The organism is Luteolibacter sp. LG18 (genome assembly GCF_036322585.1).
GTDB lineage: Bacteria > Verrucomicrobiota > Verrucomicrobiia > Verrucomicrobiales > Akkermansiaceae > Luteolibacter.
On record NZ_AP024600.1, the window covers coordinates 5,112,821 to 5,131,235 of the forward strand.

Sequence of the window (18,415 nt, forward strand, 5' to 3'; positions counted from 1 at the left end):
ATGAAAACCCTTTCCATTCTCACCGCCCTCGCGTGCCTCGCGGCCCACACCGCCTCCGCGCAGCAGGCGCTCACGATCGCACCGAAGCACCGCTACCGCTTCGACAACACCTCCGGGACGCTCGCCGATGGCTCACAGCTCACGGATTCCATTGGAACCGCACACGGCTTCATCCGAGGTTCCGGCGCCTCGGCCACCGGCAGCGGCGTCCGTCTCACCGGCGGTTCCGGTGCCAGCGCGGCCTACATCGATCTGCCCAACGGCACCATCTCCGGCTCGGCGGAGATCTTCCCCGGCCTGGCCGAGGCCAGCTATGAAGTATGGGTCACGGTGCAAAGCGCTCAAAACTGGTCCCGCATCCTCGATTTCGGAAACAACTCGAGCGACGAGATCACCGGCCCCGGCGGCAACTTCAATGGCGCGGACTACCTGATGGTCACCGCGAACATCGGCACCGCCAATGACATCCGCTTCGAACGCGGCGGCCAGTATCTCACCGGCGGAGGCACCCAGGACATCGCGGGTGCCACCACCACCGGCACCCGCATGCACCTGGTGGCCACCTACGACACCGCGTCGTCCGCGTGGAAACTCTACAAGAACGGCGCGCTCGTCTCCACCGTTCCCACCTTGCTGGGCCCCTCCACCCTCGACGACCTGAACGTGTGGCTCGGTCGTTCGAATTGGTCCGCGGACTCGAACACCGACGCCACTTACGACGAGTTCCGTACCTACGACTACCCGCTCAGCGCCCAGCAGGTGCTGGGGAACTACCAGGCAGGTCCGGACGTGCTGACCTCGGACAACGTCGCCCCGGTCTTCGCCGGGAACCCGCTCACCAAGGCCGCGGCCACCCTCGGCACGGCCTACTCGGGCAGCCTCGCGGGCGACGCCAGCGATGCGAATCCCGGGGACGCGATCACGTTCAGCAAAACCGGCGGCCCGGCGTGGCTGACGGTGGCGGCGGCTGGTACGCTCGGTGGCACACCGCCACCTGGCAGCGCGGGAGCCAATACCTTCACCGTGCGAGCCACCGACCCCGCCGGGCTGTATGCGGAAACCACACTGAACGTCACCGTCAACTACGCCCTGCCCGCGGGCTGGACGTCGGCGGACATCGGTTCCACGGGCATCGTGGGAAGCGCGGCGGAAAATTCCGGCACCTACACGCTCAGTGGGTCGGGCGCCGACATCTGGAGCACGGCGGACGCCTTCCGCTTCGCCTCCACCACACTGACCGGGGATGGCGAGATCCGAGCCCGTGTGACCTCTCAGGGAAACACCGATCCGTGGGCGAAAGCCGGGGTGATGATCCGGGACGGCAACGGCCCGGGCGCGGTGAACGCATTCGTGGCGGCCACCCCATCGAACGGCTTCACGTTCCAGTGGCGTTCCGCGGTTTCCGGCAATTCCTCGCTGACCGCCGGCCCGGCGACCAACGCCGCGCCGAACAACTGGGTGCGCCTGACCCGCAGCGGTTCACTTGTCACCGCCTACGTGTCCGCCAATGGCAGCACGTGGACGCTGGTGGGCTCCACCACGCTGACGATGGCCAGCGGCGTCTCGGTCGGACTGGCGGTGACCAGCCACAACAATGCGGCGCTGAGCACCGCCACCTTCGACAACGTGGCAATCACGCCCTTCCCCTCCCCATGGGCGACGGTGGACATCGGCAGCCCGGGGCTCACTGGACGCGCCGAGTTCTACAACAACGTCCATACCATGACCGGAGCGGGCCCGCTCGGCGGCACTACCGACAGCTTCCGCTACGTGTATCAAGCGCTTAGCGGGGACGGATCGATCACCGCTCGCGTCAGCACCCTGCAAAACACCGGCACCTCCGCGCGGGTGGGCGTGATGATCCGTGACACGCTGGCGAGCAACTCCCGGATGGTGGCGCTTTCCGTCAATGGCAGCGGGGCCTGGCAATGGCAGCGCCGCACCAGCGCCGGAGGCAGCGCGACCACCACCGCCAGCAGCAGCGGCACCGCGCCGAACCTGTGGGTCCGCATCGTCCGGACCGGCAATCTATTCACCGCATCCCGCAGCACGAACGGCACCACCTGGACCACGATCAGCACCGCCACTGTCAGCATGGCAACCAACTGCTACATCGGCCTGAACGTCGCCAGCGGCACGGCAGGCACGGGCAATACCTCGTCATTCGACAACATCACCGTGGCCCCCTGAGGCTCACCTCACGACACAATCAAGCAGTTGGCGGTGATACGTTCACCGCCAACTGTTCAGTTCCGCGGAGTTATTGATCCCGCGAACGACGGCCAACCCGGCCCCATTCAGCGGGTTCCCAGCATCCCATCGATCGAGAGATCGGGCTCCGGTTTCACCAGAATGCAGGACGACAGGGCGTGGGCCGCGACCAAGAGGGCGGCGATCCGGATCAGGGTGTGCAGCGGCTTTTTCATGGGACGGGACGGGGACTTCCCCAGTTCCAACAGATTCGCCTCGGAGCCACTGGAAATCAACCGGTTTTGTATTCCACCCGGTCAGACGTCAAGCTGTTGGATACGCTGGAGGTGGCGCCCGCCCTCGAAGGGAGTGGAGAGAAACACGTCCACGATCGCCAGCGCCGTGGTCTCATCCATCATCCGCTCGCCGAGCGAGAGGACGTTCGCGTCATTGTGCAGGCGGGTCAGCCGGGCGGATTCCAGATTCCAGCACAGCCCGCAACGGATGCCCCTTACCCGGTTTGCCGCGATCGCCTCGCCATTGCCGGAACCTCCGAGCACGATCCCGCGTTCGAAACGCCCCGCCGCGACGGCTTCCGCCACCGGCCGGATGAACCGCGGGTAATCCACGGGCTCCTCCGAATCCGTGCCGAAATCCGTCACCTCATGTCCAGCCGCACGGAGGTGGGCGATGATGGCCTGCTTGTAGCGGAAGCCGGCGTGATCGGAACCGATGGCAATGTTCATGCGGCCTCTTCGGTAGCGATCGGGAGCAGGATCGTAAAGGTCGACCCTTCCCCTGGCTTGCTTTCCACCGCCAGCGTCCCTTTGTGCGAGTACACGATGCCACGGGTGATTTCGAGACCGAGACCGCGGCTGCCTTCAAACTCCCCGGACGTCCAGTGGGGATCGAAAATGCGACCGAGGTTGTCCGGTTGGATTCCGCAGCCGGTATCCTGCACATGGAACTCGACGGCGTCAGGATGAATCCGCGCCGTCAAGGTGATCTTGCCCCCCTTGGCGGTGTAATTGAGCGCGTTGCCGACCAGATTGCCAAGGGCCTGGGAAAGGCGCTGCGCATCGGCCTTCAAACCGCTTGCGCCATTCGTCGCATCCTCCACCACCAGCGAAACCCCCAGATGCTCCGACGCCAGCTTGAACCGGCGTTGCACGCCTTCCACCACCGCCCCCGGTCGGCAGTCCGCAAACTGCATCGGAAGCGTACCACACTCGCTCATGGAATAGTCGGAAAGGTCGCCGATCAACCGGTGCATGTCCCCCATCGTGTCCTCCAGAACCTCGACCAGATCCTCCAGCAATTCCTTCGGAGGCGTCCGGTCCCGGCCGACTTCCCTCGCGGCCACATGATTGACCAGTTGGATGGCTGCCAGCGGTGCCCGCAGATCGTGGGACACGATACCGAGGATCTCCTTTCGCAGGTTGAGTTCGGCGTTCAGCTTGCGGCTGATCTGCCTGAATTGCTCCGCTTGGCGGCGGATCTCGAGCATCTGTACAATATTCTTCGCCATCAGCCGGAGCGCTTGCCGCTGAAAGTCCTGCAACATCCGCGGCTTCATGTCGGCCACGCACAGCGTCCCGAGCGCGAACCCCTGCGCGTCACGCAGGATCGCACCAGCATAAAAACGCAGCCCGGGATCGGACATCACCAGCGGATTGTCCAGGAAACGGGGATCCCGCCGCGCGTCCGGCACCAGACAGAAGTCGCCATCCTCCAGGATCGCATGGGCGCAGAACGATGTCTCCAGCGGCGTTTCCCCTTCCTTTTGCCCGACCTCCGATTTGAACCACTGCCGGTCACGGTCGATGAAGGTGATAACCGAAACCGGTGTCCCGCAAACGCGCGCGGCCAAGGCCGTGAATTCATCGAAATCCGCCTCCACGGGCGTATCGAGAATTCCATAGCTGGCCAACGCTTCCAAGCGGGCCTCGTTGTTTTCGGGAATCGGCGGTCTCATGGGTTGCGGCGATATTGGACGGCGCCTTTTCCCCATTATTGTTCATCAATCCCTGAATTCAATCCCCCTTTAGCTTATCGGCCACGCCGTGGAATCGCCCGATCTTTCATGGCTGCAACTTTTCCATTCACCTGCTGGCCAGCGGACCAAGAGGTGTTAGGCTTCGTTCCATGCGTACCCTTGCAGCAGCCATGCTCGCGACCACTCTCACCGCCTTCGCCGCGGATCCATTTTCTCCCGTGGTGCATCCGGACCATTCCGTGACCTTCCGGGTCCGGGATGCCGAGGCGAAATCGGCCAGTGTCCAATGCGAGGCCTTCGGCAGCAAACCGCTCGCCAAGGGCGAGGACAACGTCTGGTCCTTCACCAGCACGCCGCTGGAACCGGACCTCTACAGCTACTCGTTCACGCTCGATGACCGCCACGTGACCGATCCGGAGAACCCCGAGCTTAAGGAAGGGCTTTTCGGCAACGAGAGCCTGTTGAGCGTTCCCGGCGGCAAGGACGCCCCGTGGGAAAAGCGCGACGTGCCGCACGGTGAGATCCACCGCCACGCCTACCGCTCGAAAATCGCGTCACACGACCGCGAGTGCTTCGTCTACACCCCGCCAGGCTACGATGCGAAGGCGGAAAAGCCGCTGCCGGTTCTCTACCTCCTCCACGGTTTCAGCGACCAAGCCAACGCTTGGTCCACCATCGGACGCGCCAACGTGATCCTGGACAACTTCATCGCGGACAAGAAGGCCGAGCCGATGGTCATCGTGATGCCGCTCGGCTACGGCGACATGGCGGTGGTGGCAGGCGGCTGGGAAGGACGAAACAAGGACGGCGCGTGGCAGAAGAACCTCACCGCCTTCGACCACACGCTGATCGAGGAAGTCCTCCCGCTCGCCGAATCGAACTACAAGATCCGCAAGGATCGCGATGGCCGTGCCGTGGCCGGCCTTTCCATGGGCGGCGCGGAATCACTCCAGGCCGCCCTCCTCCATCCGGACACCTTCGGCTGGGTGGGAGCCTTCAGCAGCGGCGGCATTCCGGCCGATCTCGACGCCGCCTTCCCCGAAGCGGGCAAGACCCCGTTCAAGACCTTCTGGGTGTCCTGCGGCAAGGACGACGGGCTCATCGGCGCGAACCGCTCGCTCCATGCCTGGCTGGACAAGAAGCAGCTGAAACACTCGTGGACGGAAACCGAAGGTGCCCATCGCTGGGGGGTGTGGAGGCGGAATCTCGCCGCCTTCCTGCCGCTGCTGTTCAAGGAAGGCTGAACGAAAAAGGGCTGGCCACCGGGCCAGCCCTTTCGAAGCAATTCTGGCTTACACCGCTTGCTGGGAAAACGCCTCGCGCATGTTGCGGAGGCTCTGAGCGGCGATTTCATCCGGTCCCATCGAGAGGTCGAACACCTCCACCGAGACCCAGCCCTTGTAACCGCCCTCTTCCAAGGCGCGGGCGATCGGCGGGAAGTCGATTTCCCCCATGCCCGGCCCCAGCAGGTTCGGGTCATTGGCGTGGAAGTGGGCCGTCCACGGCAGCGAGTCCGTCACGATCTGCGGGATCGGTTTGCTATCCGCCGCCATCGCTTTCACATCGAGGTGGAGACGGACGTTCGGCGAGCCAATGCGTTCCAGGAACCCGATGGTTTCCGCGGCGGTGTTGATGAAGTTCGTTTCCTTCGGCCCCAGGAACTCGAAGGCGATGGTCACTCCCGCCGCCTCGAGATGCGACGAAAGCTTCTGGAAGAACGAAACGAAACGATCCTCGGCCTCGGCGCGGTTCCATTCCGGTGCCAGCGAACGCTGGAGCGGACTGCCCCACACCATGATCTTGCCGCCCATGGCCCCGCACAGCTCCGCCAGATGGCGGGCATAGCGGAACGTGCGATCCGCGATCTCCGGATCGGGATCGGTCAGGTGGTAGCCGTTGGTCTTCGCCAGCAACCAGTGGAAGCCGAGCGGATCGAGCCCGTGATCGCGCACGTGCTTGCCCAGCCGCCCCGCATCCGCGAGGGTCATGTCGACGACATTCTCCAAAGTGAACGGCGCGATCTCCAGCCCGGTGTAGCCGTGGCGCGCCGCGGCTTCACACGTGGCGGTAAAATCGCCATCCCAGAAGGTCTCGTTGCAGATCGCGTATTTCATTTCGAGGGGGTCTCCACCTTCACATCGAGATTGCGAAATTCAACCTTCATTTCGACACCCGGATGGACCTGGAACCCGATCGGACCTTCGTCAATGGAGGTCTCCGAGGTGTAATCCAGCACCTGCTTGCCGTTCAACGACACGAGGTAATGGTTGCCCCTCGCCGTGATGACGAATTTGTTCCACTCGCCATCCTTGAAGACGTCCTTCACATCGGCCTCGACCGGATACTTCCCGGTTTTCTTGATGTAGGGAGAGCAGGTCAGATCCCGCTTCAGCGATCCGGAGATCCCCAACTGGATCTGGTCGCCTTCCTGGCGGATGAACACGCCGGAGTCGATCGGGTTCTTGTAGCGGAACTCACCGGCGAGCGTGAAGTCCTTGTATTTGACCTTCGTCCACAAGATGGAGCCCTTCTTCTCAGGAATGTTCTGGCCGAGGATCACGCCGTCCTTGATGGACCAGCATTCCGCCGGCCCCTTGATCTCGAACTTCGAGAGGTCGGAAGTGGGAGTCAGCGGTTCAGCAGTGGCGGAACCCAGGCAGGCGAGCAGCAGCGCTGCGGATCGGATGGTTTTCATGATGTTCATGATGCAATAGAGAGAGTCATTTGAGAGTGGTCAGGAACTCGACGAGATCGCGGAGTTCCTCCGGTTTCAGGATCGAGCCCATCGGCGGCATCGGGCTGATGGCCGGGGTGCGCCCGGCAATGTCCGCAGCGGGAATTTTCACTTCCTTCCCGTCCGGCGTCAGCAGCACCACCACCTCGGCGGTCTCCGACTTCGGCGCGCCCGCGAGCACGGTGCCATCCTTCTTCGTGATGCTCATCGCGCCGTAGCCGGGAGCGATCTTCGCCTGCGGCAGCACCAGCGATTCCAGGATGTAATCCCGGCCCTTCGCGCCGATGTGGGTGAGCGGCGGCCCGACGTTACTGCCCTCCTCCTCGATCCGGTGGCAGGCGTTGCATTGGGCGGCGAGGTGCGCCTCGAAGATCTCCTTACCCTTCGCGACATTCCCACCGGAGAGGGATGGGAGGAAGGGACCAATTTCGCCCTTGGCTGCGAGCTGGGAGCGGAAGGACTCCGCCGCGGCCTTGAGCTCCGGAGATGTCGCCGCGGTGAGGAGATCCAATTGAAGCTCCGGCGTCGTGGCCGCCTTCGCCAGTAGTTCGGAAAGCACCTTGCCCGCTTCCGGAGCCCCGCTTCTTCCGAGCACGGCAAGGGCGTTCTGCCGCTCGGCCACCACCTTCGAATTCCGGGCAGCGGAAAGCGCGTAGGCAGCGAGAGCCGGATGATCCTTCTCCAGCAGGTTCGCCGCGCCCATCCGGAGCTCGGGAGAGGCTTCAGTCAGCAAGGCGGGAGCGATCTTCGCGAACGAATCCGGAGCGCCCGTTTTCAATGCTCCCAGCGCCTGCAAACGCAGTTCGGGCGAAATGGCAGTATCCGTCGCATCTTTGGCGAGTTGGGCCGGATCGGCCGCCACCCCCAGCGCCTTCGCTGCCTCGCCCGCGGCCTTCGCGATAGCCTCATTGGAATCATGCTCCAGCTTGGTCGCCACCGCGGAGAACGCCTTCCGGCCCACGCTCACCTCGGCGGCCAGGAGTGGATGCCAGCGACCGTCCACGGCGTCGAGCTCCTGGGCCTTCGGCCACGAAGTCAGAGCCGTCAGGGCAGCCACGCGCAGCTCGGCGGACAGGGACGTTTGCGCGGCATACGTGGCCAGGCGTCCGGCCGAAGCCGCGTCCGCCTGCACCCGGTTGGCGGCGATCGCACGAAGGATCGCCGGCACGGAAGCGGACGGCTTTTTCTCCAACAAGGCCGCCAAGTCCGGCAGCGCCTTCGCGATGCTCTCGTCATCGTAGATCGCGTGCGCGGCCTCCGCCACCACCGCGGGATCGGAGTCAGTCAGCAGCACCGAAACCTCCGGCAGCGCCAACCTCCGGTAAACCACCGCGGCCGCGAGGCGCACCGCGGGCGATGCGTGTTTCGCCGCCTTGGCCACCGCTTCCGGCTTCATCCCGGACAACGCCATGACACCGGCATGACGCAGGAAATGATCGCGGTTGCCATTCTCCGCCAGCAGCGCGAGCACGCCATCGGCGGCCTCCGTCATGTGAAGTTTGCCCACCGCCACCGCCGCACGGTAGCGGACGACCGGCGAGGAATCCCGCAGCAGCGGAATCAACTCCGGCACCGGTTGGCCCGCGGTCTCACCCGCCCACTTCGCGGCCTGGGCCCGGGTTTGCTCCGGCTTCGCCGCCAGCAAGGTCTTCAGCAGCGCGGGTGAAAACGTCTTCGCCTGGGTCAGTCCCCACAGCGCGTGGGTGCAGGCCAACGGCTCATCCTTCCACTCCGCCGCGGCGGCGCCGAGCAGCTTCACGCCGCTGGCACGCTTCGCCAGCTCGCCCTGGGCATCGCAGCGGATGCGCTGGTCGGTGTGCTTCAGGCGTTTCAACAGATCCGCATCGGAGACCTTCGCCGGCCCTTCTTTCAACCACGCCGCCGTCTCCCGGCGCAGCGGGCTGTCCTTGGCCGCAGGGTCGTCCAGCTTCCACACCGAGCCCTTTTCCTTCAACGGATAGCCACCCGCCCAGTCCGCGAGATACAGCGCGCCATCCGGCCCGAAATTGCAGCCGACGTAGGCCGGGCCCTTGTCGACCTGGTGGCTGTCGGTCATCCGGAAACCGGCTCCCGCAGGCTCGACCTTGAACGAGTAGAGTTTCCCGGCCGGAAAGCTGGTCATGAAGAACGCCCCGCGGTAGCGATCGTTCAACGCCGTTCCCGGATCGCGGGCGAACCCGGACGGACCATCGAGGTAGGGACAGATCGGCGGCGTGATGAAGGCCGGTTGGTTCGGTCCGCTGGGCACCGACATCGACTCAGCCATCCACGGATTGTAGCTGTTACCACGATATTGATAGTAGCAACGCCAGCCGGTGTCCGAGCCCTCCGGGATCGAAACGAAGCGCTCCTTCTCGCCCTTGGCGTCGGAGTCGTTGTCGACGCCGAAGATGTTGCCGTAGTCGTCGAAGGCGATCTGCTGCACGTTGCGGATGCCGCTCGCGAAAATCTCGAAGCCGGAGCCATCCGGATAGCAGCGCAGCACCGATCCCGTGTCCGGAGCGGCGACGCGCTTGCCTTCCTTCGACATCACGTTCACGCCCTTGTCGCCGATGGTCCAGTAAAGGCGGCCGTCCGGCCCCAGGATCAGGCCGTGCATGTCATGGCCCGCGTAGGCCACGTGGACGCCGAAGCCGGTGAGCAGCGCCTCCCGCTTCGTCGCCTTGCCCTTGCCCTCCGTATCGCGGAGTTTCCACAGGTCCGGCACGATCGCCGCGTAGACATCGCCACGCCAGGCCAGCACGCCCGCCGCCACGCCGGTGACCTCGGTGTTGAAACCCTCCGCGAACACGTCCGAATGATCCATCACCCCATCGCCATCGCGGTCCGTGAGGCGGTGGATCTTTTCTGAAATCACGGTAAGGTCGCGGATATCCACCACCCCGTCGTGATTCTGGTCCTTCACCGAGGTCTTCGGAGACACATTGCCGGGCGTCAGCTCGCGGCGATAGAGCGCCAGCCGGTCCTCCACGGAACGCAGCGCCAGCGTCTTCGGCACCCATTGCTTGAACTCCCGGATGTCCAGGTCCGCGGCCAACCGGCGGGCCGTCTCCGCCACATAGACCGAGCCGTCCACATCCACGCTCACGACCACCGGGTTCTTCAGCAGCGGCTCCCGCGCCACGAGGGAGCGGGTCAACCCGTCACCAAGCGGCTGGGTTTCCGGAGCCGCCACGGCCACAGCCGCCAAAAGAACAGTCGGGGCAAATCGGAAGGGATGGATGATCGGGACGATTGTCACGGGCAGGAATCTTAAATGCATGCAAATTTTGAGCACAATACCTCTTACGGCCTAGCCGCTCTTTCAAGCATTCTCCCTTTCCAACATTTGTTCAAGGAACGCCATGACCTCTCCGACTCTACCAGCCACCGAGGGAACCCCAAACCTTTTGCTCTACATCGTGAAGTGCCTCACGGCCACGATCACGGTGTTCCTGCTCTCCCGTTTGCTCGACTACCCGGACATCGGCTGGTGCCTGATCTCGGTCATGCTCGTCCTTTCCCCCGATCACAAGGACTCGGTCCCGTTCGCCCTGAACCGCATCGGCGCGAACCTGGTGGGCGTGGCGTGCAGCCTGATCCCCCTGCTCTTCGGAGGCCCCGGCATCCTCACCTTCTGCGCGGCCTACGCATTGGCGATCCTCCTCTGCGACCGGCTCAAGCTGATGGCAAGCTGCCGCACCGCCCTGGCCGCGGTGACCATCATCATGCTCCAGCACGACGCCCAGGTCCATCTCTGGGACAACGTGACGAAGCGGTTGCTCTCCGTGCTTGCGGGCTGCGTGCTCGCCCTGCTGATCACGCTGGCCTTCCACCGGAACCTCCGCAAAACGGACTCTCCCCGGACGGCCGACACGGAATAAACATCTCCACGCGTCACCGCTCCCCCAGCAAATCCAAAGCAGAGCCGAAATACTGCCGGATCTTGCTCTCCGAGATCATGCCCCGGCGAACCACCTGGCTGGTCTCCGGATAAGTGAAACTGAATTCGGCGGTCGGGTTCGCCCCCGAGCGGTGAACCGTGACGTCCACATCGTACTTCCCGAATCCGCAGACATAGTTGTTCGGGTCAAAGGACCTGAGCAGGATTTCCGCCGCCTGCGCGCCCACCACCTGGCGGATCTGTTCCTCCATCCGCCCTACCGCATTCCCACTCCCGTCGGGCAAGGCAGGGATGCGATACACAAACGTTCCTGCGTCTGGGTTGGACTCATCGGCAATCAGCCGGGCCCGCGCCGCCACCTCGCGTGACGCCTCCTCGATCGCGCGATTCAAAACACCTTGGACCGCGGCGGCTTGGGAATCGGTGATCCCGGCATCCCGCATCGCCTGTTGGGTCAAACGACCGCCCTCGCCGGTCAGCAGGTAGTTTGGCGCTCCCTTTTTCCCCAGCATGCCTGCCTCCCGCATCGCTTCGGTCCGCTCCTGGGCCAGCTTCCCCAAACGGCGCTTGGTTTCCTCGTCCCACGGGCCCTCACGCCTCTCTCCCGCAGTTGGGCTGGCGACGACCTTGGTAGACTCCCGAGGTGGGGGCTTCGATCTGGAGGCCTCTTTTTCCCCTGACTCGCGCCCCATCCACCAACCTCCCACGCCCACCCCAAACAAGATGGCGAGACCGAGCGGAGAGAAAGGAGCGCGCATGGTCCAACGTAGGCTGAACCGGACGTCGGACGCACGCCCAAATCCCCTCTTCAAGCCCGGAGGGCGAACCGGGGACTGGAACTGCATGGAAATGGGTGGATCCACCCCGCCCACGCTCTCACCAGCGCGGCTACACCTTGGCAGACCTCACGCCACCTGGCGGTCCACGTCCTCGCGGAGGTTCTCGATGATGTAATCCTGCCGGTCCGGCGTGTTCTTGCCCATGTAGAAGGCCAGCAGCTCCTTCACGCCCTTGCCTTCCTCGAAGGTCACGGGATCGAGGCGCATGTCCGGGCCGATCATGAACTTGAACTCGTCCGGGGAAATTTCACCGAGACCCTTGAAGCGGGTGATCTCCGAGGACTTGCCGAGCTTCGCCAGCGCCTTCACCTTCGCGTCCTCATCGTAGCAATAGATCGTCTCCTTCTTGTTACGCACGCGGAACAGCGGCGTCTGGAGGATGTAGAGGTGGCCCTCGCGGATCACCTCGGGGAAGAACTGGAGGAAGAACGTCAGCAGCAGCAGGCGGATGTGCATGCCGTCGACGTCGGCATCGGTGGCGATGATGACCTTGTTGTAGCGGAGCTCCGCGATGCCGTCCTCGATGCCGAGCGCGGCCTGGAGCAGGGCGAACTCCTCGTTCTCATAAACGATCTTCTTGGCGAGGCCGAAGGTGTTCAGCGGCTTGCCACGCAGCGAGAACACCGCCTGCGTCTCCACGTTGCGGCTCTTCGTGATCGAGCCGGAGGCGGAGTCACCCTCGGTGATGAAAAGCGTGCTGTGCTCGCGCTCCTTGTGCTTGGAGTCGAGATGGGCGCGGCAATCGCGCAGCTTCTTGTTGTGCACCTTCGCCTGGCGCGCGCGATCGCGGGCCAGCTTTTGAATTCCCTTCAGGTCCTTGCGCTCGCGCTCCGCGGCGAGGATGCGCTTCTGGATCGCCTCCGCCACCTTCGGGTGCTTGTGGAGGTAGTTGTCGAGATGCTCCTTGAGGAAGTTGCCGACAAAAGTGCGCAGCGATTCGCCGTTCGGGGACACCCCGGCGGAACCCAGCTTCGTCTTCGTCTGCGATTCGAACACCGGTTCCTCGATGCGCACCACGATGGCTGCCTCGATGCCCGCGCGGATGTCCGCCGGCTCATACTGCTTCTTGTAGAAGCCACGCACGGCGTTCACCAAGCCCTCGCGGAAGGCCTGCAAGTGCGTGCCACCCTGCGTGGTGTTCTGGCCGTTGACGAAGGTGTAGTATTCCTCGCCGCTCTCCGCCGTATGGGTGAAGGCGATCTCGATGTCCTTGCCGCTGAGGTGGATCGGATCATAGAGCGCCTCGCTCTCCATCTCCTCGCGGAGCAGGTCGAGCAGGCCGTCCTTCGATTTGAACTTCTTCCCGTTGAGCACCAGGGTCAGCCCCGGGTTCAGGTAGGAATAGTAGCGGCACATCTTCTCGACGAAGGCGTCCTTGAACTTCGACTTGGCCGGGAAAATCGTGCGGTCCACCTCGAAGGCGAGGCGGGTGCCGTTCGGCGCCTCCTCGCGGCGGGTATGCTTCATGTCCACCGCCACCTGGCCCTTGGAGAACTCGATGGCCTTGGTTTCGCCATCGCGCCACGCCTGGATTTCGAAAAAGCCGGAAAGCGCGTTCACCGCCTTGATGCCCACGCCGTTGAGACCCACGGTCTTCTTGAACGCCTCGCTGTCGTACTTGGCACCGGTGTTGATCTGGGCGGCGCAGTCGTAGAGCTTGCCCAGCGGGATGCCACGGCCGAAGTCCCGGACCTCCACGCGGCCCTCCTCGTCGATGGTGACTCGGATCTCCTTGCCGTTGCCCATGATGAACTCGTCGATCGAGTTGTCGATGACCTCCTTGAGCAGGATGTAGAGGCCGTCGTCGGGCGAGGAACCGTCCCCGAGTTTTCCGATGTACATGCCCGGGCGGAGGCGGATGTGTTCGCGCCAGTCGAGGGACTTGATGTCGGCTTCGGTGTATTCGGCTGCCATGTCTGGCCGCGAGAAGTACCGGACCCGGGTTACCGGTGCAAGCGCGGGGGCAAAGCCTGCGCAACCAATCCTCCTAACGGACTTATTTTCAACAAACTTCCCTATCAACCCGAACAACCCGGCCTCAGCGCCCTCACTTCAACCCCGCCGTCATCGCGTCCCAGCGCTGCTTGAATGCCGGATTTCCCGCCCCCAGGCGGTCCGCCGCGGCAGTCGCGCGGGCCCGATCCCCCGCCAGCCAGTCGAAAGCGATCGCCGACTCATGGCGGCGCAGCTTTTCCGTGTCCGACTTGGCGTTCAGCACCAGCGCCCGGTGGAGATCGATCACCGAGTCCGGCGAAAGATCCTTCCAGGCGATATCACGCGCCGCACCGGTGGAATCGGTGGCTTTCAATTTCCCGCCCTCGCCCGCCGCCAGCTTGGTGTAGGCCACGGCACCGTCCTTCGATTTGAGATCCAGGGCCGTCTCCCCCTTCGCCAGATCCGTTTCCAGATCCGCCAGCAGCGATCCGGCGGATTCCACCAGCGCCAGGAGGGAATCCCGCACGGCCTTGTCGCCGTTGGTGGGATTGAGAGCCTTCAGTTTCCCTGCCGCTTCGGCGAACTGGTCGTCCTTGCAAAGCTGGTCCACCTGCGGGCGTACCGCCGCCAAGGTCAGCCCTTGGCTGGAAACCGGCACCGGCTTCGGCGCATCGAGATCATGGATGTGGCGTTTCAGCGTGAGCTGCCACTCGCGGAGGTTGAAACGGGCCCGCCCCTGGGTTTCCAGCGAGGCCAACACCGCTTCCAGTTCGTCGATCTTCTTCTGAGACGCCGCCTTATCGCCATTGAAATCCTTCGGCTCCGCGACCGAGAGCTTCTGATAGTCCGAGAGATAACGCTCCGCGACCTTCTGGTAGTGGCTCGCCCACACGTCCGCTCCCGACAGCTTCGCCGCCGCAATCGCCTGGAAATAGCCCGCGGCATCGGCCAAGCGGCCCTGTTCCCAGTTCTTCAGCCCACAGAGCATCCACGCCATCACCAGCGGGGCATCCGCTTTCGAGGCATCCAGCTCCCGCGGCCGGATCGCCGCCAGTTGGCGGATCCGCCCAAGCGCGGGCACCAGTTCACCCGCCACATTGGGGTTCGGCAGACCCGCCGCGGATGCATGCTTCGCCGAAGGCTCGGCCTCCTTCCGCCCGATTTCTGGATGGCCATCCAGATACGCCACGATCACCGCCTCGATGCCCGCCCAAGTCCCGGTGGGCTCCTGCACCTCGGGATCATCCCGCAGGGCTTGGAACTCCTTGCCCGCCTGTTCGAAATTCCCCTTCTCGACCGCCTCGCGCGCGGCCTTGTAGCGTTGCGCGATCCGGGCGGCGGCCGCCGGGTCCTTGATGGAACCGGGATCAACCTGCGGGATCGCCTCCAGCCCGGCCATCGGGTTCTGGACCGCCTTACCCTTCGCGGGCTTCCGGGTCATCAGGTGGATGGCGGTCCCGGTCGCGATCACTAGCAGCACCGCCGCTCCGGCCATGAACAGCCGTTCGCGCTGTTTGGCCGCCTTGCGACGCCGCACCGTGGCGGAATCCACCACCGGCTCCGCGGGGCCCGCCAGCGCCCGCTGCTGGGCATAGCGCAGCGCGGCCAACATCTCGTCATACGAGGTGAAACGGTCGGCCGGATCGTAGGCCATCGCGCGGTCCACCACCGCACAGGTCTCCGGCGTGAGGCCGGGTGCCGCCTGGCCCAGCGGCTGGATGGACTTCTTCGCATCGCGGAGCTTCAGCGTGTCCATCGTCTCCTCCGCGCAGGAGGGGAAACCCGCCAGCGCATGGTAGAGGGTGGCACCGAAGGCGTAGATGTCCGACCGGAAATCCTCCTCCAGCCCCTCGATGGTCTCGGGCGGCACGTAGTAGGGCGTGGCCCACAGTTCGGTGGCCTGGGCCTTGCCGCCCTTCGTCACCAGCGCGAGGCCGAAATCGACGATCTTCGCGTTCCCCGCCGCATCCAGCAGGATGTTGCCCGGCTTGATGTCGCGGTGGATCAGCCCGGCCGCGTGGGCGGCCCGCAGCCCCTCCGCCACCTGGATCGCCAGCGGCAGGACCTCCGTTTCCGGCAGGGCCCCGCGTTCGCGGATCTGGTGCTCGAAATGCCCGCCCGAAACCAGCTCCATGGCCAGATAGAAGCGTCCGAACGCCCGGCCGGTGGTCAGCAGCCGCACCACGTGCGGGTGGCTGATCGAGGCGGTGGTGCGGGCCTCCTCCTCGAAGGCCTCGATCCGGCGTTCGTCCGCCGAGTAGTCCTCGTTGAGAATCTTCAGCGCCACCTCGCGGTCCAGCGTGTTGTCGTGCGCCACGAACACCACGCTCATGCCGCCGATCGCGTGGCGGCGCAGCAGCGTGTAGGGGCCGAATTCCCGCTTCACCCGCGTGTGTTTCCCGCACTGCGGGCACTCGACGTTCGAAAACGGAGCCACATCCGACACGTTCATCGCCCCCCCGCAGGAGTGGCAGTAAGCGATCGTCATGGCATCGTCCGGCATCGGCATGAAGCTAAGTTACGCGGGTTCCTTATGGAAACTTGAAACTTTCTCTAGCAGCCCCCAAATCGCCCGCATGGAACTGCGTGTCGATGACTCCGGCGGCGATCGCCTCGATGCCTGGCTGGCCGCCCGGCTGCCGGACCTCTCGCGCTCCCGCATCCAGGCGCTGATCCGCGAGCAATTCATCCAGGTCAACGGCCAGCCCGCCAAACCCCGCGACGCCGTGAAACCCGGTGCCGTCATTTCCGTGGCCATCCCGGAAGCCGTGCCCGCCGAGGCCGCCCCGCAGGACATCCCGCTCTCGATCCTGTTCGAGGACGAGGACCTGGTGGTGCTCGACAAGGAGTCCGGCATCGTCGTCCACCCCGCCGCGGGCAATCCGGACGGCACCCTGGTCAATGCCCTGCTCCACCATTGCAAAGGGCAACTCTCCGGCATCGGCGGCGTCGAACGCCCCGGCATCGTCCACCGCCTCGACAAGGACACGTCCGGCTGCCTGGTGGTGGCGAAGAACGACGGCGCCCACCAGTCGCTGACCACCCAGTTTTCCGGCCGCACGATGGAGAAGATCTATCTGGCCATCACCCAGGGTATCCCGAAACCGGAAAAGGACACCATCTTCACCCACATCGGCCGCCACCCGGTGAACCGCCAGAAGATGGCGGTCGTCAATCCTCCGGGCGGCAAGCCCGCCATCACCGACTACGAGGTGCGTTACATCGATCCGTCCACGATGACGGCGCTGGTGATGGTGCACCTCCACACCGGCCGCACCCACCAAATCCGCGTCCACATGCTGCACAAGGGCACGCCCTTGCTCGGCGATCCGATCTACGCCAAGCCCGCCAAACAGCACGGCCACACCGGCCGGCTGATGCTGCACGCGTGGAAGCTCACCTTCGACCACCCGCGGACCGGCAAGCGCCTCAGCTTCGAGGCCCCCATCCCCACCGAGTTCACCCCCTGGGTGCAGGGCGTGGACCTCACCGAGTGATCTGCAGCGCCAAAGGCGCGCCCCATACCAGCCCAGGCCGCAAGGCCTGGGTGTGGATCTGCGCGATCTGTGAGGGCTGAAAGCCCGACCCATTCTTCGATCGCCGCGAACGCCTCCGCATTCTCCCTGCATGGCTCGGGCTTTCAGCCCTCCGCCCCCTGCATCGGCCCACCCAGCCCTTGCGGGCTGGGCTGGTATGGAACGGACCCTTGGTCCTGAGATTGCCCCGCGAACAACGACGATCTCGAAAATGAGGATCGAAGGCGGGAGCAATCTCCGCACTCCACATTCCGAAACCTACTCCGCCCCGAGCAACTGCTTCCCGACCTTCAGCGAATCCCCCGTGTCCGTGATCTCCCAGAACTGCACCCGGGTGGCGGGCATGTTGAAATAGCGGTGGAGGCAGTGGACCAGGCGGCCATCGAAGCCCTCGAAGATCATCCCGTGCCCGCGGTCGTCCTGCTGGATCGGCTCATCGCCCACCTGCTTCCACGGCCCCTTCAGCGTGCCGGATTCGGAAACCGCCAGCCCTTCCCCATAGGCCCGCGACTCGGTCCAGCTCGACCACAGCATCAGCAACTTCCCCCCACGCGTGCGGTGGAGCCACACCCCGTCGGACACCGCATTGCCCGTCGCCGTGCCGCGGTAGGAATTGGTCGTGCGCGCCCATGCCGCTTCCTTTGCCGCGAACAAGACAAACGGCTTCCCCGTCGCCTCGGCCAGATCGTCGGAAAGCGGCACCGCCTCGAAGGTGCCACCACCCCGCTGGATCCACTCGTGGCAATACACCATGTAAGGCTTCCCATCCTCGATCCACAACGTGCCATCGAGCGTGAAATCGGAGTCCGGCGTGGTCGGGCGGTTCCGCAGCGGCTTGAACGGTCCCATCGGTGAGTCCGCCACCAGCACCTGCGAACCGCGGCGTTTCACCGCCCGGTCGTTGCCCACCGGTGGCTGGTCGCGGTCCCACTGATGAAAGGTCGTGAAGAGGTAATACTTCCCGCGGTATTCATGCACCTCCGGAGCCCACGGCGAAGCCTCCTTGTCCGCCCAGAAATCCTCCGCCATCTGATAGACGATGGATGGTCCGGTCCAGGTCCGGAGATCCTGGCTGGTGTAGACCTTCACCCCCGCGGCCTTCTGCTTCCCGCCGAGCGCGGGATCGGCGGTGCGGAAGCCACCGTAGAGGTAGTAGGTCTTCGTCCCCTTGTCCGCGAGCACGAAGGGATCGTGCACCGCGAGATCCTCGACCCGGACCTCCCCCGCCCTCGCCCCCGAAACCATCACGATCGAAACGGCGAGCGACAACAGGGCGGCGGAAAGCGGAGGAAGGGGCATGCA

The 18,415-nt window shown here is 64.5% G+C and carries 14 protein-coding genes; 4 read left to right on the forward strand and 10 right to left on the reverse strand.

Annotation, left to right across the window (positions count from 1 at the left end; all coding sequences use genetic code 11):
* Positions 1–2,190 carry a LamG-like jellyroll fold domain-containing protein gene (locus tag llg_RS20400; RefSeq protein WP_338286883.1) on the forward strand — a complete coding sequence of 730 codons (2,190 nt, stop codon included), beginning with the start codon at positions 1–3 and terminating at the stop codon, positions 2,188–2,190.
* Positions 2,191–2,297: 107 nt separating this feature from the next.
* On the opposite strand, the gene llg_RS20405 is transcribed toward llg_RS20400, so the two are convergent.
* From llg_RS20405 to llg_RS20415, 3 genes are all read right to left on the reverse strand, one after another.
* The gene (locus llg_RS20405; RefSeq protein ID WP_338286884.1) at positions 2,298–2,426 is read right to left on the reverse strand and encodes a hypothetical protein; all 129 of its coding nucleotides are present in this window, start codon (positions 2,424–2,426) and stop codon (positions 2,298–2,300) included.
* 81 nt (positions 2,427–2,507) lie between these two features.
* A complete protein-coding gene (gene rpiB, locus llg_RS20410; RefSeq protein WP_338286885.1) occupies positions 2,508–2,936 on the reverse strand; it encodes a ribose 5-phosphate isomerase B in 429 nt (142 codons plus the stop codon).
* Positions 2,933–4,165: a GAF domain-containing sensor histidine kinase gene (locus tag llg_RS20415; RefSeq protein WP_338286886.1), complete on the reverse strand. Its 1,233-nt coding sequence runs from the start codon at positions 4,163–4,165 to the stop codon at positions 2,933–2,935. Before llg_RS20415 ends, rpiB begins: the two co-directional genes overlap by 4 nt.
* A 170-nt stretch (positions 4,166–4,335) precedes the next feature.
* On the opposite strand from llg_RS20415, the gene llg_RS20420 reads away from it, so the two are divergent.
* Positions 4,336–5,430 (forward strand): alpha/beta hydrolase-fold protein, encoded by a 1,095-nt coding sequence (locus tag llg_RS20420; RefSeq protein WP_338286888.1) that lies wholly within the window; start codon positions 4,336–4,338, stop codon positions 5,428–5,430.
* Positions 5,431–5,478: 48 nt separating this feature from the next.
* On the opposite strand, the gene llg_RS20425 is transcribed toward llg_RS20420, so the two are convergent.
* The 3 genes from llg_RS20425 to llg_RS20435 are packed head-to-tail and all read right to left on the reverse strand — an operon-like array spanning position 5,479 to position 10,059.
* On the reverse strand, positions 5,479–6,300 hold the full coding sequence (locus llg_RS20425; protein ID WP_338286889.1) for a sugar phosphate isomerase/epimerase family protein: 822 nt from the start codon (positions 6,298–6,300) through the stop codon (positions 5,479–5,481).
* Positions 6,297–6,881, reverse strand: coding sequence for a DUF1080 domain-containing protein (locus tag llg_RS20430; protein ID WP_338286891.1), 585 nt, complete (start codon positions 6,879–6,881; stop codon positions 6,297–6,299). Before llg_RS20430 ends, llg_RS20425 begins: the two co-directional genes overlap by 4 nt.
* Positions 6,882–6,906: 25 nt before the next feature.
* The gene (locus llg_RS20435; protein ID WP_338286893.1) at positions 6,907–10,059 is read right to left on the reverse strand and encodes a HEAT repeat domain-containing protein; all 3,153 of its coding nucleotides are present in this window, start codon (positions 10,057–10,059) and stop codon (positions 6,907–6,909) included.
* A 205-nt stretch (positions 10,060–10,264) separates the two neighbouring features.
* Between llg_RS20435 and llg_RS20440 the strand changes: the two genes are divergently transcribed.
* The gene (locus llg_RS20440; RefSeq protein ID WP_338286894.1) at positions 10,265–10,783 is read left to right on the forward strand and encodes an FUSC family protein; all 519 of its coding nucleotides are present in this window, start codon (positions 10,265–10,267) and stop codon (positions 10,781–10,783) included.
* Between the two features lie 13 nt (positions 10,784–10,796).
* Here llg_RS20440 and llg_RS20445 read toward each other — a convergent pair whose 3' ends face one another.
* The 3 genes from llg_RS20445 to llg_RS20455 form a co-directional block, all read right to left on the reverse strand.
* Positions 10,797–11,561 carry a hypothetical protein gene (locus llg_RS20445; protein WP_338286895.1) on the reverse strand — a complete coding sequence of 255 codons (765 nt, stop codon included), beginning with the start codon at positions 11,559–11,561 and terminating at the stop codon, positions 10,797–10,799.
* Between the two features lie 147 nt (positions 11,562–11,708).
* Positions 11,709–13,556: a DNA topoisomerase IV subunit B gene (locus llg_RS20450; protein WP_338286896.1), complete on the reverse strand. Its 1,848-nt coding sequence runs from the start codon at positions 13,554–13,556 to the stop codon at positions 11,709–11,711.
* 133 nt (positions 13,557–13,689) lie between these two features.
* Complete coding sequence (locus tag llg_RS20455; RefSeq protein ID WP_338286898.1) at positions 13,690–16,086, reverse strand: serine/threonine-protein kinase; 2,397 nt, start codon at positions 16,084–16,086, stop codon at positions 13,690–13,692.
* A gap of 67 nt (positions 16,087–16,153) precedes the next feature.
* Here llg_RS20455 and llg_RS20460 point away from each other — a divergent pair, with 67 nt between their 5' ends.
* Positions 16,154–17,074 carry an RluA family pseudouridine synthase gene (locus llg_RS20460; protein WP_338286899.1) on the forward strand — a complete coding sequence of 307 codons (921 nt, stop codon included), beginning with the start codon at positions 16,154–16,156 and terminating at the stop codon, positions 17,072–17,074.
* 297 nt (positions 17,075–17,371) lie between these two features.
* Here llg_RS20460 and llg_RS20465 read toward each other — a convergent pair whose 3' ends face one another.
* Positions 17,372–18,412, reverse strand: coding sequence for a glycoside hydrolase family 43 protein (locus llg_RS20465; protein ID WP_338286900.1), 1,041 nt, complete (start codon positions 18,410–18,412; stop codon positions 17,372–17,374).
* Positions 18,413–18,415: the final 3 nt, after the last annotated feature.

Bases quoted from the DNA above. Each gene is read 5' to 3' on its own strand.
- llg_RS20400 (WP_338286883.1), top strand. From the start codon at position 1: ATGAAAACCCTTTCCATTCTCACCGCCCTCGCGTGCCTCGCGGCCCAC.
- llg_RS20405 (WP_338286884.1), bottom strand. From the start codon at position 2,426: ATGAAAAAGCCGCTGCACACCCTGATCCGGATCGCCGCCCTCTTGGTC.
- rpiB (WP_338286885.1), bottom strand. From the start codon at position 2,936: ATGAACATTGCCATCGGTTCCGATCACGCCGGCTTCCGCTACAAGCAG.
- llg_RS20415 (WP_338286886.1), bottom strand. From the start codon at position 4,165: ATGAGACCGCCGATTCCCGAAAACAACGAGGCCCGCTTGGAAGCGTTG.
- llg_RS20420 (WP_338286888.1), top strand. From the start codon at position 4,336: ATGCGTACCCTTGCAGCAGCCATGCTCGCGACCACTCTCACCGCCTTC.
- llg_RS20425 (WP_338286889.1), bottom strand. From the start codon at position 6,300: ATGAAATACGCGATCTGCAACGAGACCTTCTGGGATGGCGATTTTACC.
- llg_RS20430 (WP_338286891.1), bottom strand. From the start codon at position 6,881: ATGAAAACCATCCGATCCGCAGCGCTGCTGCTCGCCTGCCTGGGTTCC.
- llg_RS20440 (WP_338286894.1), top strand. From the start codon at position 10,265: ATGACCTCTCCGACTCTACCAGCCACCGAGGGAACCCCAAACCTTTTG.
- llg_RS20445 (WP_338286895.1), bottom strand. From the start codon at position 11,561: ATGCGCGCTCCTTTCTCTCCGCTCGGTCTCGCCATCTTGTTTGGGGTG.
- llg_RS20450 (WP_338286896.1), bottom strand. From the start codon at position 13,556: ATGGCAGCCGAATACACCGAAGCCGACATCAAGTCCCTCGACTGGCGC.
- llg_RS20455 (WP_338286898.1), bottom strand. From the start codon at position 16,086: ATGCCGATGCCGGACGATGCCATGACGATCGCTTACTGCCACTCCTGC.
- llg_RS20460 (WP_338286899.1), top strand. From the start codon at position 16,154: ATGGAACTGCGTGTCGATGACTCCGGCGGCGATCGCCTCGATGCCTGG.
- llg_RS20465 (WP_338286900.1), bottom strand. From the start codon at position 18,412: ATGCCCCTTCCTCCGCTTTCCGCCGCCCTGTTGTCGCTCGCCGTTTCG.